16 protein-coding genes are annotated in these 15,542 nt (G+C 60.8%); 8 read left to right on the top strand and 8 right to left on the bottom strand.

Annotated features, from left to right (window positions below; genetic code table 11):
* Nucleotides 1-80 precede the first annotated feature (80 nt).
* The 6 genes from hemA to HFK74_RS22325 all read left to right on the top strand — a co-directional run bounded on the left by hemA (nucleotide 81) and on the right by HFK74_RS22325 (nucleotide 5,451).
* Nucleotides 81-1,370, top strand: a complete 1,290-nt coding sequence (gene hemA / locus HFK74_RS22350) for a glutamyl-tRNA reductase (protein WP_008060183.1) — start codon at nucleotides 81-83, stop codon at nucleotides 1,368-1,370.
* The gene (gene prfA, locus HFK74_RS22345) at nucleotides 1,367-2,449 is read left to right on the top strand and encodes a peptide chain release factor 1 (protein WP_180205363.1); all 1,083 of its coding nucleotides are present in this window, start codon (nucleotides 1,367-1,369) and stop codon (nucleotides 2,447-2,449) included. The genes hemA and prfA overlap by 4 nt, the downstream gene beginning before the upstream one ends.
* Entirely contained in the window at nucleotides 2,450-3,280 is an 831-nt protein-coding gene (gene prmC / locus HFK74_RS22340) for a peptide chain release factor N(5)-glutamine methyltransferase (RefSeq protein ID WP_180205362.1), read from the top strand. It begins immediately after the preceding gene.
* Nucleotides 3,274-4,029, top strand: a complete 756-nt coding sequence (locus tag HFK74_RS22335) for a molybdopterin-synthase adenylyltransferase MoeB (protein WP_180205361.1) — start codon at nucleotides 3,274-3,276, stop codon at nucleotides 4,027-4,029. Before prmC ends, HFK74_RS22335 begins: the two co-directional genes overlap by 7 nt.
* The gene (gene murI, locus HFK74_RS22330) at nucleotides 4,022-4,813 is read left to right on the top strand and encodes a glutamate racemase (RefSeq protein WP_180205360.1); all 792 of its coding nucleotides are present in this window, start codon (nucleotides 4,022-4,024) and stop codon (nucleotides 4,811-4,813) included. Before HFK74_RS22335 ends, murI begins: the two co-directional genes overlap by 8 nt.
* Nucleotides 4,814-4,932: 119 nt before the next feature.
* The gene (locus HFK74_RS22325; RefSeq protein WP_180205359.1) at nucleotides 4,933-5,451 is read left to right on the top strand and encodes an acyloxyacyl hydrolase; all 519 of its coding nucleotides are present in this window, start codon (nucleotides 4,933-4,935) and stop codon (nucleotides 5,449-5,451) included.
* A 54-nt stretch (nucleotides 5,452-5,505) separates the two neighbouring features.
* On the opposite strand, the gene HFK74_RS22320 is transcribed toward HFK74_RS22325, so the two are convergent.
* The 6 genes from HFK74_RS22320 to HFK74_RS22295 form a co-directional block, all read right to left on the bottom strand.
* Nucleotides 5,506-5,811, bottom strand: a complete 306-nt coding sequence (locus HFK74_RS22320) for a YkgJ family cysteine cluster protein (RefSeq protein ID WP_008060195.1) — start codon at nucleotides 5,809-5,811, stop codon at nucleotides 5,506-5,508.
* Nucleotides 5,812-5,896: 85 nt separating this feature from the next.
* Nucleotides 5,897-6,679 (bottom strand): SDR family oxidoreductase, encoded by a 783-nt coding sequence (locus HFK74_RS22315; RefSeq protein WP_180205358.1) that lies wholly within the window; start codon nucleotides 6,677-6,679, stop codon nucleotides 5,897-5,899.
* Between the two features lie 72 nt (nucleotides 6,680-6,751).
* The gene (phrB, locus tag HFK74_RS22310; RefSeq protein WP_180205395.1) at nucleotides 6,752-8,197 is read right to left on the bottom strand and encodes a deoxyribodipyrimidine photo-lyase; all 1,446 of its coding nucleotides are present in this window, start codon (nucleotides 8,195-8,197) and stop codon (nucleotides 6,752-6,754) included.
* A 34-nt stretch (nucleotides 8,198-8,231) separates the two neighbouring features.
* A complete protein-coding gene (locus tag HFK74_RS22305) occupies nucleotides 8,232-9,173 on the bottom strand; it encodes a MerR family transcriptional regulator (RefSeq protein ID WP_180205357.1) in 942 nt (313 codons plus the stop codon).
* Nucleotides 9,173-10,132, bottom strand: coding sequence for a DUF523 and DUF1722 domain-containing protein (locus HFK74_RS22300; protein WP_180205356.1), 960 nt, complete (start codon nucleotides 10,130-10,132; stop codon nucleotides 9,173-9,175). Before HFK74_RS22300 ends, HFK74_RS22305 begins: the two co-directional genes overlap by 1 nt.
* Before the next feature lie 211 nt (nucleotides 10,133-10,343).
* Nucleotides 10,344-11,330 carry an NAD(P)/FAD-dependent oxidoreductase gene (locus HFK74_RS22295; RefSeq protein ID WP_180205355.1) on the bottom strand — a complete coding sequence of 329 codons (987 nt, stop codon included), beginning with the start codon at nucleotides 11,328-11,330 and terminating at the stop codon, nucleotides 10,344-10,346.
* 198 nt (nucleotides 11,331-11,528) lie between these two features.
* Between HFK74_RS22295 and HFK74_RS22290 the strand changes: the two genes are divergently transcribed.
* On the top strand, nucleotides 11,529-12,431 hold the full coding sequence (locus HFK74_RS22290; RefSeq protein WP_180205354.1) for a TIGR01777 family oxidoreductase: 903 nt from the start codon (nucleotides 11,529-11,531) through the stop codon (nucleotides 12,429-12,431).
* 13 nt (nucleotides 12,432-12,444) lie between these two features.
* Complete coding sequence (gene hemH, locus HFK74_RS22285; RefSeq protein ID WP_180205353.1) at nucleotides 12,445-13,467, top strand: ferrochelatase; 1,023 nt, start codon at nucleotides 12,445-12,447, stop codon at nucleotides 13,465-13,467.
* Nucleotides 13,468-13,576: 109 nt separating this feature from the next.
* Here hemH and HFK74_RS22280 read toward each other — a convergent pair whose 3' ends face one another.
* Complete coding sequence (locus tag HFK74_RS22280; protein WP_180205352.1) at nucleotides 13,577-14,851, bottom strand: uracil-xanthine permease family protein; 1,275 nt, start codon at nucleotides 14,849-14,851, stop codon at nucleotides 13,577-13,579.
* A 2-nt stretch (nucleotides 14,852-14,853) separates the two neighbouring features.
* Entirely contained in the window at nucleotides 14,854-15,492 is a 639-nt protein-coding gene (upp, locus tag HFK74_RS22275) for a uracil phosphoribosyltransferase (RefSeq protein ID WP_008060213.1), read from the bottom strand.
* Between the last annotated feature and the right edge of the window lie 50 nt (nucleotides 15,493-15,542).

Raw genomic sequence — 15,542 nt, 5'->3', positions numbered from 1 at the left:
GACAATAGATATCGAGTAGTTGTTCTGAATCTGACGAAGTAGGACAATTGCCGGCTTCACGTCACCACCAGCGACCTTGAATGGCCTTCCTTGCACTCGGTATTAACCACAAGACTGCTTCAGTAGACGTCCGCGAGCGCGTGGCCTTTACCCCTGAGCAGCTGGTCGAGGCCTTGCAGCAGCTCTGCCGACTCACCGACAGCCGCGAAGCTGCGATCCTCTCCACCTGCAATCGCAGTGAACTCTATATAGAACAGGATCACCTGTCGGCGGATACCGTGCTGCGCTGGCTGGCCGAATATCATCATTTGAGCCTCGATGAGCTGCGCGCGAGCGCTTATGTGCACGAAGACGATGCGGCAGTTCGTCACATGATGCGGGTGGCTTCCGGGCTCGATTCGCTGGTGTTGGGCGAACCGCAAATCCTCGGCCAGATGAAATCGGCCTACGCCGTGGCCCGGGAGGCCGGCACCGTCGGGCCGTTGCTCGGGCGTTTGTTCCAGGCAACGTTCAATGCGGCCAAGCAAGTGCGCACCGACACCGCCATCGGCGAGAACCCGGTGTCCGTGGCATTTGCCGCGGTCAGCCTGGCCAAACAGATTTTCAGTGACCTGCAACGCAGCCAGGCCTTGCTGATCGGCGCCGGCGAGACCATCACCCTGGTCGCCCGCCATCTGCACGACCTTGGCGTGAAGCGTATCGTGGTCGCCAACCGTACACTGGAGCGCGCAAGCATACTGGCCGAGCAGTTCGGCGCCCATGCGGTGCTGCTGTCGGACATTCCGGCGGAGCTGGTGCGTAGCGACATTGTCATCAGCTCCACGGCGAGCCAGTTGCCGATCCTTGGCAAGGGTGCTGTTGAAAGCGCCCTGAAGCTGCGCAAGCACAAGCCGATCTTCATGGTTGATATCGCCGTTCCGCGGGATATCGAGCCAGAAGTCGGCGAATTGGACGACGTATACCTCTATAGCGTCGACGATCTCCACGAAGTGGTCGCCGAGAACCTCAAGAGTCGCCAGGGTGCAGCCCAGGCGGCGGAAGAAATGGTCTCGGTGGGTGCCGAAGATTTCATGGTGCGCCTGCGCGAACTGGCGGCGGTGGATGTGCTCAAGGCCTATCGTCAACAGAGCGAACGCTTGCGCGATGAGGAATTGCAAAAAGCCCAGCGTTTGCTGGCCAACGGCAGCAGCGCCGAAGAGGTGCTGGTGCAATTGGCACGCGGCCTGACCAATAAACTCTTGCACGCACCGAGCGTGCAGTTGAAAAAGCTCTCTGCCGAAGGTCGCCTGGATGCGCTGGCGATGGCCCAGGAACTCTTTGCCCTCGGTGAGGGCTCATCGGATAGCTTTTCGGATAAGAAACCGCAATGAAAGCGTCACTGCTCAATAAGCTGGACATCCTCCAGGACCGTTTCGAGGAATTGACCGCCTTGCTTGGCGATGGCGAGGTCATTTCCGATCAGAACAAGTTCCGCACCTATTCCAAGGAATACGCGGAAGTCGAGCCGATCGTCGAAACCTACAAACAGTTGCTTAAGGTGCAGGGCGACCTCGAAGGCGCCCAGGCCCTGCTCAAGGACAGCGACCCGGACATGCGCGAGATGGCCGTGGAAGAAGTCCGCGAAGCCAAGGAGCGCCTGGTCGAGCTCGAAGCCAACCTGCAGCGCATGTTGCTGCCCAAGGACCCGAACGACGGGCGCAACGTGTTCCTCGAAATCCGCGCCGGCACCGGTGGTGACGAGGCGGCGATTTTCTCCGGCGACCTGTTCCGCATGTACTCGCGCTACGCCGAGCGTCGCGGCTGGCGGGTGGAGATCCTCTCGGAAAACGAGGGTGAACACGGTGGCTACAAGGAAGTCATCGCGCGAGTCGAGGGCGACAACGTCTACGGCAAGCTGAAGTTCGAATCCGGTGCCCACCGCGTACAACGGGTGCCGGCGACCGAGTCCCAGGGGCGCATCCACACGTCGGCCTGCACCGTGGCGGTGTTGCCCGAGCCGGACGAACAGGAAGCGATCGAGATCAACCCGGCGGACCTGCGCATCGATACCTACCGTTCCTCCGGTGCGGGCGGCCAGCACGTGAACAAGACCGACTCGGCGATCCGTATCACACACTTGCCATCCGGCATCGTGGTCGAGTGCCAGGAAGAACGTTCGCAGCACAAGAACCGTGCGCGGGCGATGGCCTGGTTGTCGGCCAAGCTCAATGACCAGCAAACCAGTGCCGCCGCCAACGCCATCGCCAGTGAGCGTAAATTGTTGGTGGGCTCGGGCGATCGCTCCGAACGTATCCGCACCTACAACTTTGCCCAGGGCCGGGTCACCGATCACCGGGTCAACCTGACGCTGTATTCGCTCGACGAAATCCTCGCTGGCGGCGTCGATGCCGTGATCGAGCCGTTGCTGGCCGAGTACCAGGCCGATCAACTGGCGGCGATAGGTGAATAAATGACCATCATTGCCAGTTTGTTGCGTGCGGCCGATCTGCCCGACTCGCCCACGGCGCGCCTGGATGCCGAATTGTTGCTGGCGGCCGCGTTGGGCAAGTCCCGCAGCTTCCTGCACACCTGGCCGGAACGCATCGTGCCGAGCGAAGCGGCGCTGACCTTCGCCGAGTATTTGCAGCGCCGCCGCAGCGGTGAACCGGTGGCGTACATTCTCGGCCAGCAAGGTTTCTGGAAGCTCGACCTGGAAGTCGCGCCGCACACGCTGATCCCGCGCCCGGACACCGAGTTGCTGGTGGAAGCCGCGTTGGAGCTGTTGCCAGCCACCCCCGCCAACGTCCTCGACCTGGGCACTGGCAGTGGCGCGATTGCCCTGGCACTGGCGAGCGAGCGTCCGGCCTGGAACGTCACCGCCGTGGATCGCGTGCTGGAAGCCGTGGCCTTGGCCGAACGCAATCGCCAGCGCCTGCACCTCAATAACGCCAAGGTACTGAGCAGCCATTGGTTCAGCGCCCTGGAAGGTCAGCGTTTTCAACTGATCATCAGCAACCCGCCGTATATCGCGTCCGCCGACCCGCACCTGGTGGAAGGCGACGTACGCTTCGAACCGGCCAGCGCCTTGGTGGCCGGTGTCGACGGGCTCGACGATTTGCGCCTGATCATTGCCCAGGCACCGGACCATCTCGACGCTGGCGGCTGGTTGATGCTCGAGCATGGTTATGATCAGGCCGAGGCGGTCCGCGATTTACTGCTGACCCGCGGTTTTGAGGACATTCACAGCCGCACCGATCTGGGCGGTCACCAACGCATCAGTCTGGGGCGCCTGCCGTGCTGAATGATCAAGAATTGCTGCGTTACAGCCGTCAGATCCTGCTGCAACACATCGATATCGACGGCCAGTTGCGGCTCAAGGACAGCCGCGTATTGATCGTCGGCCTCGGAGGCCTCGGCGCGCCGGTGGCGCTGTATCTCGCCGCCGCAGGGGTCGGCGAATTGCATCTGGCGGACTTCGATACGGTCGACCTGACCAACCTGCAACGCCAGATCATCCATGACACCGACAGCATCGGCATGGGCAAAGTCGATTCGGCGATCAAGCGCCTGACCGCGATCAACCCCGAGATCCGCTTGATCGCTCATCGTGCAGCGCTGGATGAAGATTCCCTGGCGGCTACTGTCGCCGCCGTGGATCTGGTGCTCGATTGCTCCGACAATTTCTCCACCCGTGAAGCGGCTAACGCGGCTTGCGTGAGCGCCGGTAAACCACTGGTCAGCGGCGCGGCGATACGCCTTGAAGGGCAATTGTCGGTGTTCGACCCGCGTCGGCCAGAAAGTCCGTGCTACCACTGTTTATACGGGCACGGCAGCGAAGCCGAATTGACCTGCAGCGAAGCCGGGGTGGTCGGGCCGCTGGTGGGGCTGGTCGGCAGTCTGCAAGCGCTTGAAGCGTTGAAATTACTGGCAGGATTTGGTGAGCCGCTGGTGGGGCGCCTGTTGCTGATCGACGCCTTGGGTACGCGCTTCCGTGAGTTGCGGGTCAAGCGTGATCCGGGTTGCAGCGTCTGTGGGCCCAAGCATGCGTGAAGCGCCGATCGGCGTGTTCGACTCCGGTGTCGGTGGGCTTTCGGTGCTGGCCGAGATCCAGCGCCTGTTGCCTGACGAATCCCTGTTGTATGTCGCCGATTGCGGGAACATTCCCTACGGCGAGAAAACCCCGGAATTCATCCGCCAGCGTTGCAGCGTCATGGCCGAATTTTTTCAAGGCCAGGGTGCCAAGGCCCTGGTCCTGGCCTGCAACACCGCCACGGTCGCCGGTGTTGCCGACTTGCGCCGCGATTACCCGCAGTGGCCCATCGTCGGCATGGAGCCCGCCGTCAAGCCGGCCGCCGCCGCTACCCGCAGTGGCGTGGTCGGCGTGCTGGCCACTACGGGCACTTTGCAGAGTGCCAAGTTCGCCGCGTTGCTCGACCGTTTCGCCACCGACGTTCGGGTCATCACCCAACCTTGCCCAGGGTTGGTTGAGTTGATCGAAAAAGGCGACCTGCACAGTCCCGCCCTGCGTCAGTTGCTGGAGGGTTACGTCCAGCCGCTGCTTGGCGAGGGTGCCGACACCATCATTCTGGGCTGCACCCATTACCCGTTCCTCAAGCCGCTACTCAAGCAGATGATCCCCGACGACATCAGCCTGATCGACACCGGTGCGGCGGTCGCGCGTCAGCTTCAACGCTTGCTGGCCGAGCGCGAACTGCTCGCCGCCGGGCCTGCCCGTTCTGCGCAATTCTGGACGAGCGCCGATCCCGTTCATTTCACAAATATATTGCCGACCTTGTGGAATAACGCTGGCGTTGTGCGAAGCTTTGAAGGGTAAGCAAGTTTCGGGGCAGGGGAAGAATTTGGGCTGAACTTCTGAATAACCGTCGACTTCTATAGCTGTGAACGTAGAGCAACAAAAAAACCAAACGTAATCGTTCGGAAAAGGATGTTTCTATGAAGCGACTATTTTGCTTGGCCGCGATTGCGGCTGCACTGATGGGGCACAGTTTCACTGCACAAGCGGCAGGCGTGGAGTTCGGGGTCGGCCAGACCGGCGAATCGAGCATGACCTATCGCCTGGGCATGCAATTCGATTGGGACAAGAGTTGGTGGCAGAGCGACGTGGGTCGCTTGACCGGTTACTGGAGCGGCGCCTACACCTATTGGGATGGCGAAGAGACCTCCAGCAACCACAGCCTTTCGTTTTCGCCAGTGTTTGTTTACGAGTTTGCCGGTCAGAGCGTCAAACCTTATGTCGAGCTCGGTTTTGGCGTGGCGGTGTTTGCCAGTACCGAAGTCGAAAGCAACGAACTGGGCAGCGCGTTTCAGTTCGAGGACCGCTTCGGTGTGGGCCTGCGTTTTGCCGGCGGGCATGAAGTCGGAATTCGCGCGACGCACTATTCCAATGCCGGGATTACCAGTCCGAACGACGGTATAGAAAGTTACGCACTGCATTACACGATGCCGTTGTAAGCCCTGGTCAATGTGGGGGCTTGCTCCCACATTTGTATTTCTGTGATTTGGGCTTCAGCGATACGCCGTCGAAATCCCTTGGCGCTCCTCAATGCATTCCGGTGCCCCCATCTCGAATTCCCGGCAGATCAGCGGGCGTTTTTCGTAGATGGTGCACATCATCGTGTTGCGATCCAGCGCGGCGCACCAGCCGTCGTCCAGGCGCAGCATGACCTCCCCACCCCAATCATCGGTGTCGATGAATCGTTCGGGCACGCCGGTATCGGTGATCAGCATGACTTCGAGCTGGCAGCAGCAGGCTGCACAGGTCGAGCAGGTCACCGCCGCTGTGGCGATTTGCGTGTGGGGGATGGTTTTCATGGCGCGCAGTGTAAGGCAGTCAGCCGGTGTCGTGTGAAAGCTCTGACGGACGCTCAGTCGCTGGCATCCGCTGCAAGTCCTTCGATCACAATTGATCCATGATCGGCGGGCCGCTGCGAACCATGCGTTTGCCAATCGCCAGCTTCGTCCGCTCGGGCATTTTCGACAGCGGCCACAGAGCGGCCATGAGCATTCCCGGCAACGCGATTTCCAGTGGCCGGTTCCTGATTTCGTGGAAAACGTGCTGCGCAGCTTTTCCCGCTGGCCAGGTGAGTGGCGTGGGGCAATCGTTCTTCGCGGACAGTACCGTCTCGACACCTCCGGGATTGACCACGGTGACCTCGATCCCTTCCGGTGCCAGGTCAATGCGCAGGGATTCGAACAGGTAACGCATCCCGGCTTTCGCGCCGCCATAGGCTTCGGCGCGGGGCAGTGGCAGGTAGGTCACCGAACTGGCCAGGCCCACCAGGTGCGGCGCGGTGCCGGAGCGTAGCAATGGCAACGCCGCTTCGATGCAATAGCTGCTGGCGAGCAGGTTGGTGCGCACCACATGCTCGATGATCGAGGTGTCGAGCCGCTTGGAATCCACGTATTCACAGGTACCGGCGTTGAGGATCACGGTGTCCAGAGATCCCCAGTCCCGGGCAATCTGTTCGCCGATTTCACGGACCGTCTGGCTGTTGGTCAAGTCGCCTGCCACCACCAATACTTGCCCGGGATAACGCAGGGACAAGACTTTCAACGGGGCCAGCGAACGGGCGCTAACGGCCAGGTGGCCGCCGCTCTTGAGTATTTCTTCGGCCAGCGCTGCGCCAATGCCGTTGCTCGCACCGGTCAACCAATATCGTCGTGGAGGTGTCAGCCTCATCCCATTCTCCTTTGCAGCCAGGTCAATGCCTGGCTGGATTCCATCAGGTGTTCATAAAGATGCTGCAGGAGGCTATTCATAGAAGCTCCCGGCAGTTTGTCGCGACGGCAGGTTCTTGAACGCGGCCAAGGCGCGGGCGCGGGAGGTGCTCAGGTCGACGATCGGTGCCGGATAACCGGCCACGCCGAACAAGCCGCCAAGATGCGCCGGATTATGCACAGCCTTTTTATCGAGCCCCGACAGTTGCGGGAGCCAATGCTTGATGAACAGGCCCTCGGCATCGAATTTTTCCGACTGGCTCAGCGGGTTGAAGATCCGGAAGTAAGGCGCCGAATCGGTACCGGTGGACGAACTCCATTGCCAGCCGCCGTTGTTCGCTGCCAGGTCACCATCGATCAGGTGGCGCATGAAAAAGCGTTCGCCTTCGCGCCAGTCGATCAACAGATTCTTGGTCAGGAACATCGCCACCACCATGCGCAGGCGATTGTGCATCCAGCCGGTTTCCAGCAGTTGGCGCATGGCCGCGTCGATGATCGGTAAGCCGGTACGGCCCTGCTGCCAGGCGGCCAGTTCTTCGGGGGCGTTGCGCCACGCCAGGGCTTCGGTTTCCGGGCGAAAGGCGCGGTGACGGGAAACCCGCGGGTAGCCCACCAGAATGTGTTTGTAGAACTCGCGCCACAACAGTTCATTGATCCAGGTGACGGCGCCGACCTTGCCGCTTTCGAACTCGCCCTGATTGCTTTGAACCGCGGCGTGCAGGCACTGGCGGGGAGAAATCACCCCCGCGGCCAGATAAGCCGAGAGTTGGCTGGTGCCGGGTTTTGCCGGGAAGTCGCGCTCGCTCTGGTAGTAGTCGATCTGCATCTCGGTAAAGCTGTCGAGGCGACGCCGGGCTTCGTCTTCACCGGCCGGCCACAGGTCACGCAGCCTGTCAGAAGGCGGGTCGAAACCTTCGACCTGCGTTGGAACGGCGTCGCTGGCAATGTTCAGCGCAGCTTGCGCCGCCGGTGTGCATACCAGGCCGGGCAGCGAATGATGCAGCCGTTCATGACAGACTTTGCGGAACTGACTGAAGACCTGAAAGTAACTGCCGGTTTTGGTCAGCACACTGCCGGGTTTAAACAACAGTTGATCGAGGTAGCGGCGAACCTCGATGCCTTCGGCCTCCAGGGTCTGGGCCACCGCTGCATCGCGACGGGTTTCGTGGATGCCGTATTCCTCGTTGAAATGCACCGCGTCGATCTGCAGTTGCCGGCTCAACTCGAGCAACACGTTCGGGGCGTCATCCCAGCGGGGGGCATTGCGGATCAGCAGGGGAATGTTCAATTGGCCCAACGCACCACTCAGTACCTGCAGGTTGCGCAGCCAGAAGTCCACTTTGCAGGGGGCGTCGTCATGTTCGCGCCATTGCTCCGGGCTCAGCAGATACACCGCCACCGTCGGGCCGCACGCCGCCGCGGCCGAGAGGGCAGTGTTGTCGTGCAGGCGCAGGTCGCTGCGCAGCCAGATCAATTGCATGTGGGTGGTCGCCCGATTCATTGCACAAGTGCCTTTAAATGAGTCCGCATTGAACGAGTGCCTGGTGCGCCGCCACGGGGTTTTCAGCCAGGTACAGATCCGCGAACTCTGAAGTTATTGCGGACAACTCGGTGTTGTGAATACACACCGTGGGTCCGGCGATCATTTTTGGGCAACTGGCGCCGTTTAAAAGTTTCACCAGTTGTGAAAGGTTAATCGCTTTACTGGAATACAGTAGTACGCCGCGTGGTTGCAATAGATCGACAGCTAATGCCAGCTCACTGGCCGGCAGTGGCCAGTCAAACACTTGCACCGGGCAATCGGCGCTGCTGATCAACCAGGCCGTGAGCCACACGTGGGGTTCAAGGGGCAGGTCCGAGTGATTGATCAACAGCAGTGGCGCGCCGTGTAACTGACGATTGTTATGGTAGAGGCGCGCGCCAAATTTGCTTCGTAGCCAGGAGTAGAAAAATCCCCGTTCCATCTGCGTGCCGAACTGCCCTTGCCAATGGAGTTCAAGCTCCGCCAGCAGGGGCATGAGTAACTGCTCGCACAGGGTTCGCGGCGGGTACAGCGCCATGGCCTGGTTGATGGTGTCGTCCAGGGTGCGTTCAGTCAGCTGCGTGACGGCATTGAACAAGGTATGGCGCAACACTTGCCAATCGTTTTCAACGAACCCGCTGAAAGCCTGCGGTGTGTCGAGCAATTGCTTGACCTGGCTGACGGCAACGCCGCGGTTGATCCACGTGAGGATCGCCAGGATGCGTTGGACATGCTCGGCCGAGAACAGCCTGTGGCCCTTGGGCGTGCGTTGCGGCACGATCAGGCCGTAGCGACGTTCCCAGGCTCGCAGCGTCACGGCGTTCACCCCGGTCTGCCGGGCAACTTCGCGGATCGGCAGCCAGCCGGCGTCCAGGGCCTTCTTGAAGTCCGCAGCAAATTCTTCACTGGCGCTGCTGTCGAGTAGAGGTTTCATCAGATGGCGTTTCGCAGGCTGAGGTTTTCCGGATGGGGTTGCAGGTAGGCCTGCTGATCGATGTACGGGTCCGGATGTTGACGAAAGTGATGCTTGAGCAACGTCAGCGGCACCACCAGCGGCACGATGCCTTGGCGGTATTGAGCGATGAGGTGTTGCACTTCCTGCTTGTCCTCGGCGCTGATGGCCTTCTTTAAATAGCCACTCAGGTGCTGCAATACATTGGTGTGGGTGCGGCGGGTTGCGCATTGCTTCAGGGCTGCCATCAGCAGGCTGAAGTAACGCGGTCCAAGTTCTTTCGGATCGTTCTGGCCCATGTTGCCCAGCAAATTGCCGAGAATTTTGTATTGCACCGGGTTGTGGGCCATCAGCAGGTACTTGTAGCGCGAGTGAAACGTTGTCAGGCCGCGGCGGCTCAAGCCTTCGTGCAACAACTGTTGCCAGGCGCTGTAGGCGAATACGCGGGTGAGAAAGTTTTCTCGTAGCACCGGGTCGTTCAACCGGCCGTCTTCTTCCACCGGCAGGTCCGCTTGCTGGGCACAGAACGCCCGGGCGTAGATGCCCCGGCCACCGCCCTTCACTGGTGCGCCATTGGCGTGGTAGACCTTGACCCGCTCCAGGCCGCAGGAAGGGGATTGCTGCATGAAGATGTAACCGCAGATATCGCCAAGCTCCGCCGCCATCTGCCGACCATAGTTGGCCAGCGGCTGGGTGACATTGATGTCACGGTCGACCGTACCGACAGCCTGGGGTGCATCCGAATCTCCCACCAGCCGGATTGGCTGGCGCGGAATGCCCAGGCCAATGGCCACTTCCGGGCAGATCGGGACGAAGTCGAAGTAGTCGCTGAGGACCTGTCTGCACAGTCGCGATGCCTTGTGCCCACCGTTGTAGCGCACGTCAAAACCCATCAGGCAGGCGCTGATGGCGATTTTCGGTTTGGCAGGGGGAAGGGGCATCGAGCACCTCGGAATCTAAACCTGTACAGAGCTGAAAGTCTGTACAACATAGGTTCATCATAGATTCAAAGATGTACAAGTCAAATTTGTTGTATAAGTTTTTTGCACGAAGGGTCTGGTTTGAGCGATGTTGCCAGCGATCCAGGTGCAGCAGTGTTCAACCGCACCGCGTTATCGTTCATCGCTGGCAAGGCCATGTCGGGTGTTGCATTCACTGCAAGTGTGCATGCAGGCGGCGGGCGGCTTCCTGGCCGCTGAGCCATGCACCTTCGACGCGTCCGGACAGGCACCAGTCGCCGCACGCATACAGGCCCAGGTCCGCATCGGCCAAGGTGCCCCATTCATGGCTGCTGGCGGGGCGGGCGTAGAGCCAGCGATGGGCCAGGCTGAAGCTGGGTGCGGGCATGGAGTCGTGCAACAGCTCGGCAAACGCACCGTGCAGTTGCTCGATCACCGCTTCTTTTGGCAAGTCGATGTGCTGGCGACTCCAGGCACTGGTGGCGTGCAGCACCCAGGTGTCGAGGGTGTTGTCGCGCCCTGGTTTGCTGCGATTGCGCGCTAGCCAGTCAAGTGGACTGTCTTGCACGAAGCAGCCTTCCATCGGCGTTTCCAGAGGCGTTTCGAATGCCAGTGCAACGGCCCAGGTGGGGTCCATTTTTACCCCGGCGGCGGCGCCGGCGAGCTTCGGCGCGGAGGCCAGCAGCGCGGTTGCCTGGGGTGCCGGAGTGGCGATGACCACATGGCTGAACGGACCATGGGTGAAGCCTTCGGCATCCTGCAGATGCCAGTGTTCTTCGCCGCGATACACTTCGGTGATGCGGCAGGCGAAATGCACTTCCAGGTCGCCCAGCAGGGAGCGGGTGATGGCGCTCATCCGCGGGGTGCCAACCCAGCGCGTCTGTTCGTCCGGTGACAGATCGAGCCGGCCGCCATGGAAGGTATACAGCTGCGGGGTCCATTCGGCGACCCAGCCCTTGCTCTGCCAGCGCTGGACTTCGGTGACAAAGCGACGGTCGCGGGCGGTGAAATATTGCGCACCCATGTCCAGGGCACCCGCATCGCTGCGCTTGCTCGACATGCGTCCGCCACTGCCGCGGCTTTTATCGAAAAGTTGCACGACATACCCCAGGTCGGTCAGGGCTTGTGCGGCTGAGAGTCCGGCAATGCCGGTGCCGATGATTGCGATAGGTACAGTCATAAGGGCCTCGTTTACCTGTCTGTACAGACTACGCCGGGGTTGAAACCTGTACAATATTGTTTTTTGGTATAACTTTCAGCGTTCTCGTTCTGACAGCTTGGCCTATTGTTAAACACAGGGCCTGCCCGATACCAAAAGATCCCTTGCTTATAAAAATAGACTAGTGATCAGGGTAAAACGCCACGCGAGGAAGTAGTCATGCACATATTGCTGACCGGCGGTACTGGTTTGATAGGACGTCAGCTCTGCCGTCACTGGTTGAGTCAAGGGCATCGCCTTACAGTCTGGAGCCGGACGCCTGCAAAAGTCACCAAAATCTGCGGTGCCCAGGTGCGTGGCATTGCCCGGCTTGAAGAGATCGGGCAAGACCCGGTGGACGCCATTGTCAATCTGGCCGGCGCGCCGATCGCCGATCGTCCATGGACCCACAAGCGCAAAGCCCTGTTGTGGAGCAGTCGCATCACCCTGACGGAAACCCTTCTGGCCTGGCTCGAAAGCCGTGAACAGAAACCGCAGGTATTGATTTCAGGGTCTGCGGTCGGTTGGTACGGCGATGGCGGTGAGCGTGAGCTGACCGAGGATTCGCCACCGGTCATAGATGATTTCGCCAGTCAGTTATGCATCGCCTGGGAGGAAACTGCCCAGCGCGCCGAAGGTTTGGGCGTGCGCGTGATCTTCATTCGCACGGGACTGGTGTTGTCGGCAGAGGGCGGCTTTTTGTCGCGCCTGTTGTTGCCGTTCAAACTGGGGCTGGGCGGGCCTATCGGCAGTGGCCGGCAGTGGATGTCGTGGATTCATATCAACGATCAAATTGCCCTGATTGATTTTCTTCTGCATCGGCAAAGCGCCAGTGGTCCTTATAATGCCTGCGCGCCCAAACCGGTGCGCAACCGCGAGTTCGCCAAGACGTTGGGCAGCGTGCTGAGCCGCCCGACGTTCATGCCCATGCCGGCCCTGGCGTTAAAGGTATGCCTGGGCGAGTTGTCATTGCTGTTGCTGGGCGGCCAGAAGGCGGTACCGGCTCGCTTGCTGGAAGCGGGTTTCACCTTCCAGTTCACTGATTTGCGCGCGGCCCTGGACGACCTTTCCAGCCGCCTTTGAAATAGGACGTTGCATGACCGATCACGCGTTGCTTCTGGTCAACCTGGGCTCACCGGCCTCCACTTCGGTAGCGGATGTACGCCGCTACCTCAATCAGTTCCTGATGGACCCGTACGTCATCGACCTGCCATGGCCGCTGCGGCGCTTGCTGGTATCGCTGATCCTGATCAAGCGCCCGGAGCAGTCGGCGCATGCCTACGCGTCGATCTGGTGGGAGGAGGGCTCGCCGCTGGTGGTGCTCAGCCGGCGCCTGCAACAGGCCATGACGGCGCAGTGGCATCACGGCCCGGTGGAACTGGCCATGCGCTATGGTGAGCCGTCGATCGAATCGACACTGGTACGCCTGGCAGCCCAAGGGCACAAGCGGATAACACTGGCACCGCTTTATCCACAATTCGCCGACAGCACCACGACGACGGTGATCGAAGAAGCCAAGCGCGTAGTGCGTGAGAAAAACCTCGACGTGCAATTGTCGGTGCTCCAGCCGTTCTACGATCAACCGGAATACCTTGATGCGCTGGTAGCCACGACCCGGCCCTATCTGGAACAGGATTACGATCACCTGCTGTTGAGCTTCCATGGTTTGCCGGAGCGGCACCTGACGAAGCTCAACCCGGGGCACAGCTTCGAAGGCGGGGGCGACTGCTGCGCCGGTGCACCGCCGCAAGTGGTCGCGACCTGTTATCGCGGTCAATGCCTTCGCACCGCCGCAGCGTTCGCCAAGCGCATGGGATTGCCGGACGGCAAATGGTCGGTGTCATTCCAGTCGCGCCTGGGGCGAGCCAAGTGGATCGAGCCCTACACCGAAGCCCGCCTGGATGAGCTTGGCAAAAGCGGCGTGAAGAAAGTGCTGGTGATGTGCCCGGCCTTCGTGGCCGATTGCATCGAGACGCTGGAAGAAATCGGCGATCGCGGGCTGGAGCAATTCCGCGAAGCGGGGGGAGAGGAGTTGGTGCTGGTGCCGTGCCTCAACGATGACCCGCAGTGGGCGAAGGCGTTGAGTGCGTTGTGCGAGCGAGCACCGTTGGTGTTGTGATCGTTCCCAATTGTGGCGAGGGGATTTATCCCCGTTGGGTCGCGCAGCGGCCCTAGAAATGGGACTGCTGCGCAGCCCAACGGGGATAAATCCCCTCGCCACAGGGTGCTTAGATCAACGGATCTTGCGCCTTCTTGTGCTTCCAGCTGTCATTGCCCGGCAGAATCAGGTTCAGCGCAATCGCCACCACCGCGCACAGCGCGATGCCTTTGAGGCCGAAGTCGTCGGGACCTGTGCCCGTACCGACCAGCACGCCACCAATACCGAACACCAGGGTCACCGAGACGATCACCAGGTTGCGCGCTTCGCCCAGGTCGATCTTGTGGCGGATCAACGTGTTCATCCCCACGGCCGCAATCGAGCCGAACAACAGGCAGAGAATCCCGCCCATCACTGGCACTGGAATACTTTGCAGCAACGCACCGAATTTGCCGATGAACGCCAGGCTGATGGCGAAGATCGCTGCCCAGGTCATGATTTTCGGGTTGTAGTTCTTGGTCAGCATCACCGCGCCAGTGACTTCGGCGTACGTGGTGTTGGGTGGACCGCCGAACAGGCCGGCGGCGGTGGTGGCAATGCCATCACCCAGCAGGGTGCGATGCAGCCCAGGCTTCTTCAGGTAATCGCGACCGGTCACGCTACCCACGGCGATCACGCCGCCGATGTGCTCGATGGCCGGGGCCAGGGCCACCGGAACGATGAACAGGATCGCCTGCCAGTTGAATTCGGGCGCGGTGAAGTGGGGAATGGCGAACCAGGGTGCAGCGGCAATTTTCGCGGTATCGACCACGCCAAAGTAGAACGCCATGGCAAACCCCACCAGCACGCCGGAAATGATCGGCACCAGGCGGAAAATACCTTTGCCGAACACGGCGACGATCAGGGTGGTCAGCAACGCCGGCATCGAGATCAGCATTGCCGTCTGGTAATGGATCAGCTCGCTACCGTCACCGGCCTTGCCCATCGCCATGTTGGCGGCGATCGGCGCCATGGCCAGTCCGATGGAGATGATCACCGGGCCAATCACCACGGGCGGCAGCAGGCGGTCGATGAAACCGGTGCCTTTGATTTTCACTGCCAGGCCGAGGAACGTATAGACAAAACCGGCCGCCATCACGCCACCCATGGTCGCGGCGAGGCCGAACTGGCCCTTGGCGAGAATGATCGGGGTGATGAACGCGAAGCTCGACGCCAGGAACACCGGCACCTGGCGCCCGGTGACGACCTGGAACAGAATCGTCCCCAGGCCCGCGGTGAACAATGCCACGTTCGGGTCGAGACCCGTGATCAGCGGCATCAGCACCAGGGCGCCGAAGGCCACGAACAGCATCTGGGCGCCAGACAGCACCGTGCGCCAGAGCGGATCGTTGAACTCTTGCTGCATGCTCACGCGTCCTTCTGCTTGGTGCCGAAGATTTTGTCGCCAGCATCGCCCAGGCCCGGGATGATGTAACCGTGTTCGTTGAGCTTCTGATCGATGGAAGCGGTGTAGATGATCACGTCCGGGTGAGCTTTCTCGACCACGGCGATACCTTCTGGTGCAGCGACCAGCACCATGGCGCGGATGTCCTTGCAACCGGCTTTTTTCAGCAGGTCGATGGTGGCAACCATCGAGCCGCCGGTGGCGAGCATCGGGTCGATGATCATCGCCAGGCGTTCGTCGATTTCCGGTACCAGCTTCTCGAGGTAGGTGTGGGCTTCGAGGGTTTCCTCGTTGCGGGCCACGCCCACGGCGCTGACTTTGGCGCCCGGGATCAGGCTCAGCACGCCTTCGAGCATGCCGATACCGGCGCGCAGGATCGGCACCACGGTAATCTTCTTGCCGGCGATCTTCTCCACCGACACGGTGCCGCACCAACCTTCGATATCGTAGGTTTCCAGCGGCAGGTCTTTGGTGGCTTCATAGGTCAGCAGGGCACCGACTTCCTGAGCGAGCTCGCGGAAATTCTTCGTGCTGATGTCTGCGCGGCGCATTAGGCCAAGTTTGTGGCGGATCAGCGGGTGGCGGATCTCGAGGATGGGCATGGGAAAGGCTCCGGCGGCGGGCAAAAAAACCGGCCTAGATTAATCTATCC

The organism is Pseudomonas sp. SbOxS1 (genome assembly GCF_013416725.1).
Classification (GTDB): domain Bacteria; phylum Pseudomonadota; class Gammaproteobacteria; order Pseudomonadales; family Pseudomonadaceae; genus Aquipseudomonas.
The sequence above is the reverse complement of the archived record's forward strand: the minus strand, read 5'-3'. Positions and strand labels throughout refer to the sequence as shown.

Coding starts and splice junctions, on each gene's coding strand:
- HFK74_RS22320 (WP_008060195.1), bottom strand. CDS start 5,811: ATGAAAACCATCCCCCACACGCAAATCGCCACAGCGGCGGTGACCTGC.
- HFK74_RS22305 (WP_180205357.1), bottom strand. CDS start 9,173: ATGAAACCTCTACTCGACAGCAGCGCCAGTGAAGAATTTGCTGCGGAC.
- HFK74_RS22315 (WP_180205358.1), bottom strand. CDS start 6,679: ATGAGGCTGACACCTCCACGACGATATTGGTTGACCGGTGCGAGCAAC.
- prfA (WP_180205363.1), top strand. CDS start 1,367: ATGAAAGCGTCACTGCTCAATAAGCTGGACATCCTCCAGGACCGTTTC.
- HFK74_RS22325 (WP_180205359.1), top strand. CDS start 4,933: ATGAAGCGACTATTTTGCTTGGCCGCGATTGCGGCTGCACTGATGGGG.
- HFK74_RS22295 (WP_180205355.1), bottom strand. CDS start 11,330: ATGACTGTACCTATCGCAATCATCGGCACCGGCATTGCCGGACTCTCA.
- murI (WP_180205360.1), top strand. CDS start 4,022: ATGCGTGAAGCGCCGATCGGCGTGTTCGACTCCGGTGTCGGTGGGCTT.
- hemA (WP_008060183.1), top strand. CDS start 81: ATGGCCTTCCTTGCACTCGGTATTAACCACAAGACTGCTTCAGTAGAC.
- hemH (WP_180205353.1), top strand. CDS start 12,445: ATGACCGATCACGCGTTGCTTCTGGTCAACCTGGGCTCACCGGCCTCC.
- phrB (WP_180205395.1), bottom strand. CDS start 8,197: ATGCAATTGATCTGGCTGCGCAGCGACCTGCGCCTGCACGACAACACT.
- HFK74_RS22300 (WP_180205356.1), bottom strand. CDS start 10,132: ATGCCCCTTCCCCCTGCCAAACCGAAAATCGCCATCAGCGCCTGCCTG.
- prmC (WP_180205362.1), top strand. CDS start 2,450: ATGACCATCATTGCCAGTTTGTTGCGTGCGGCCGATCTGCCCGACTCG.
- upp (WP_008060213.1), bottom strand. CDS start 15,492: ATGCCCATCCTCGAGATCCGCCACCCGCTGATCCGCCACAAACTTGGC.
- HFK74_RS22290 (WP_180205354.1), top strand. CDS start 11,529: ATGCACATATTGCTGACCGGCGGTACTGGTTTGATAGGACGTCAGCTC.
- HFK74_RS22280 (WP_180205352.1), bottom strand. CDS start 14,851: ATGCAGCAAGAGTTCAACGATCCGCTCTGGCGCACGGTGCTGTCTGGC.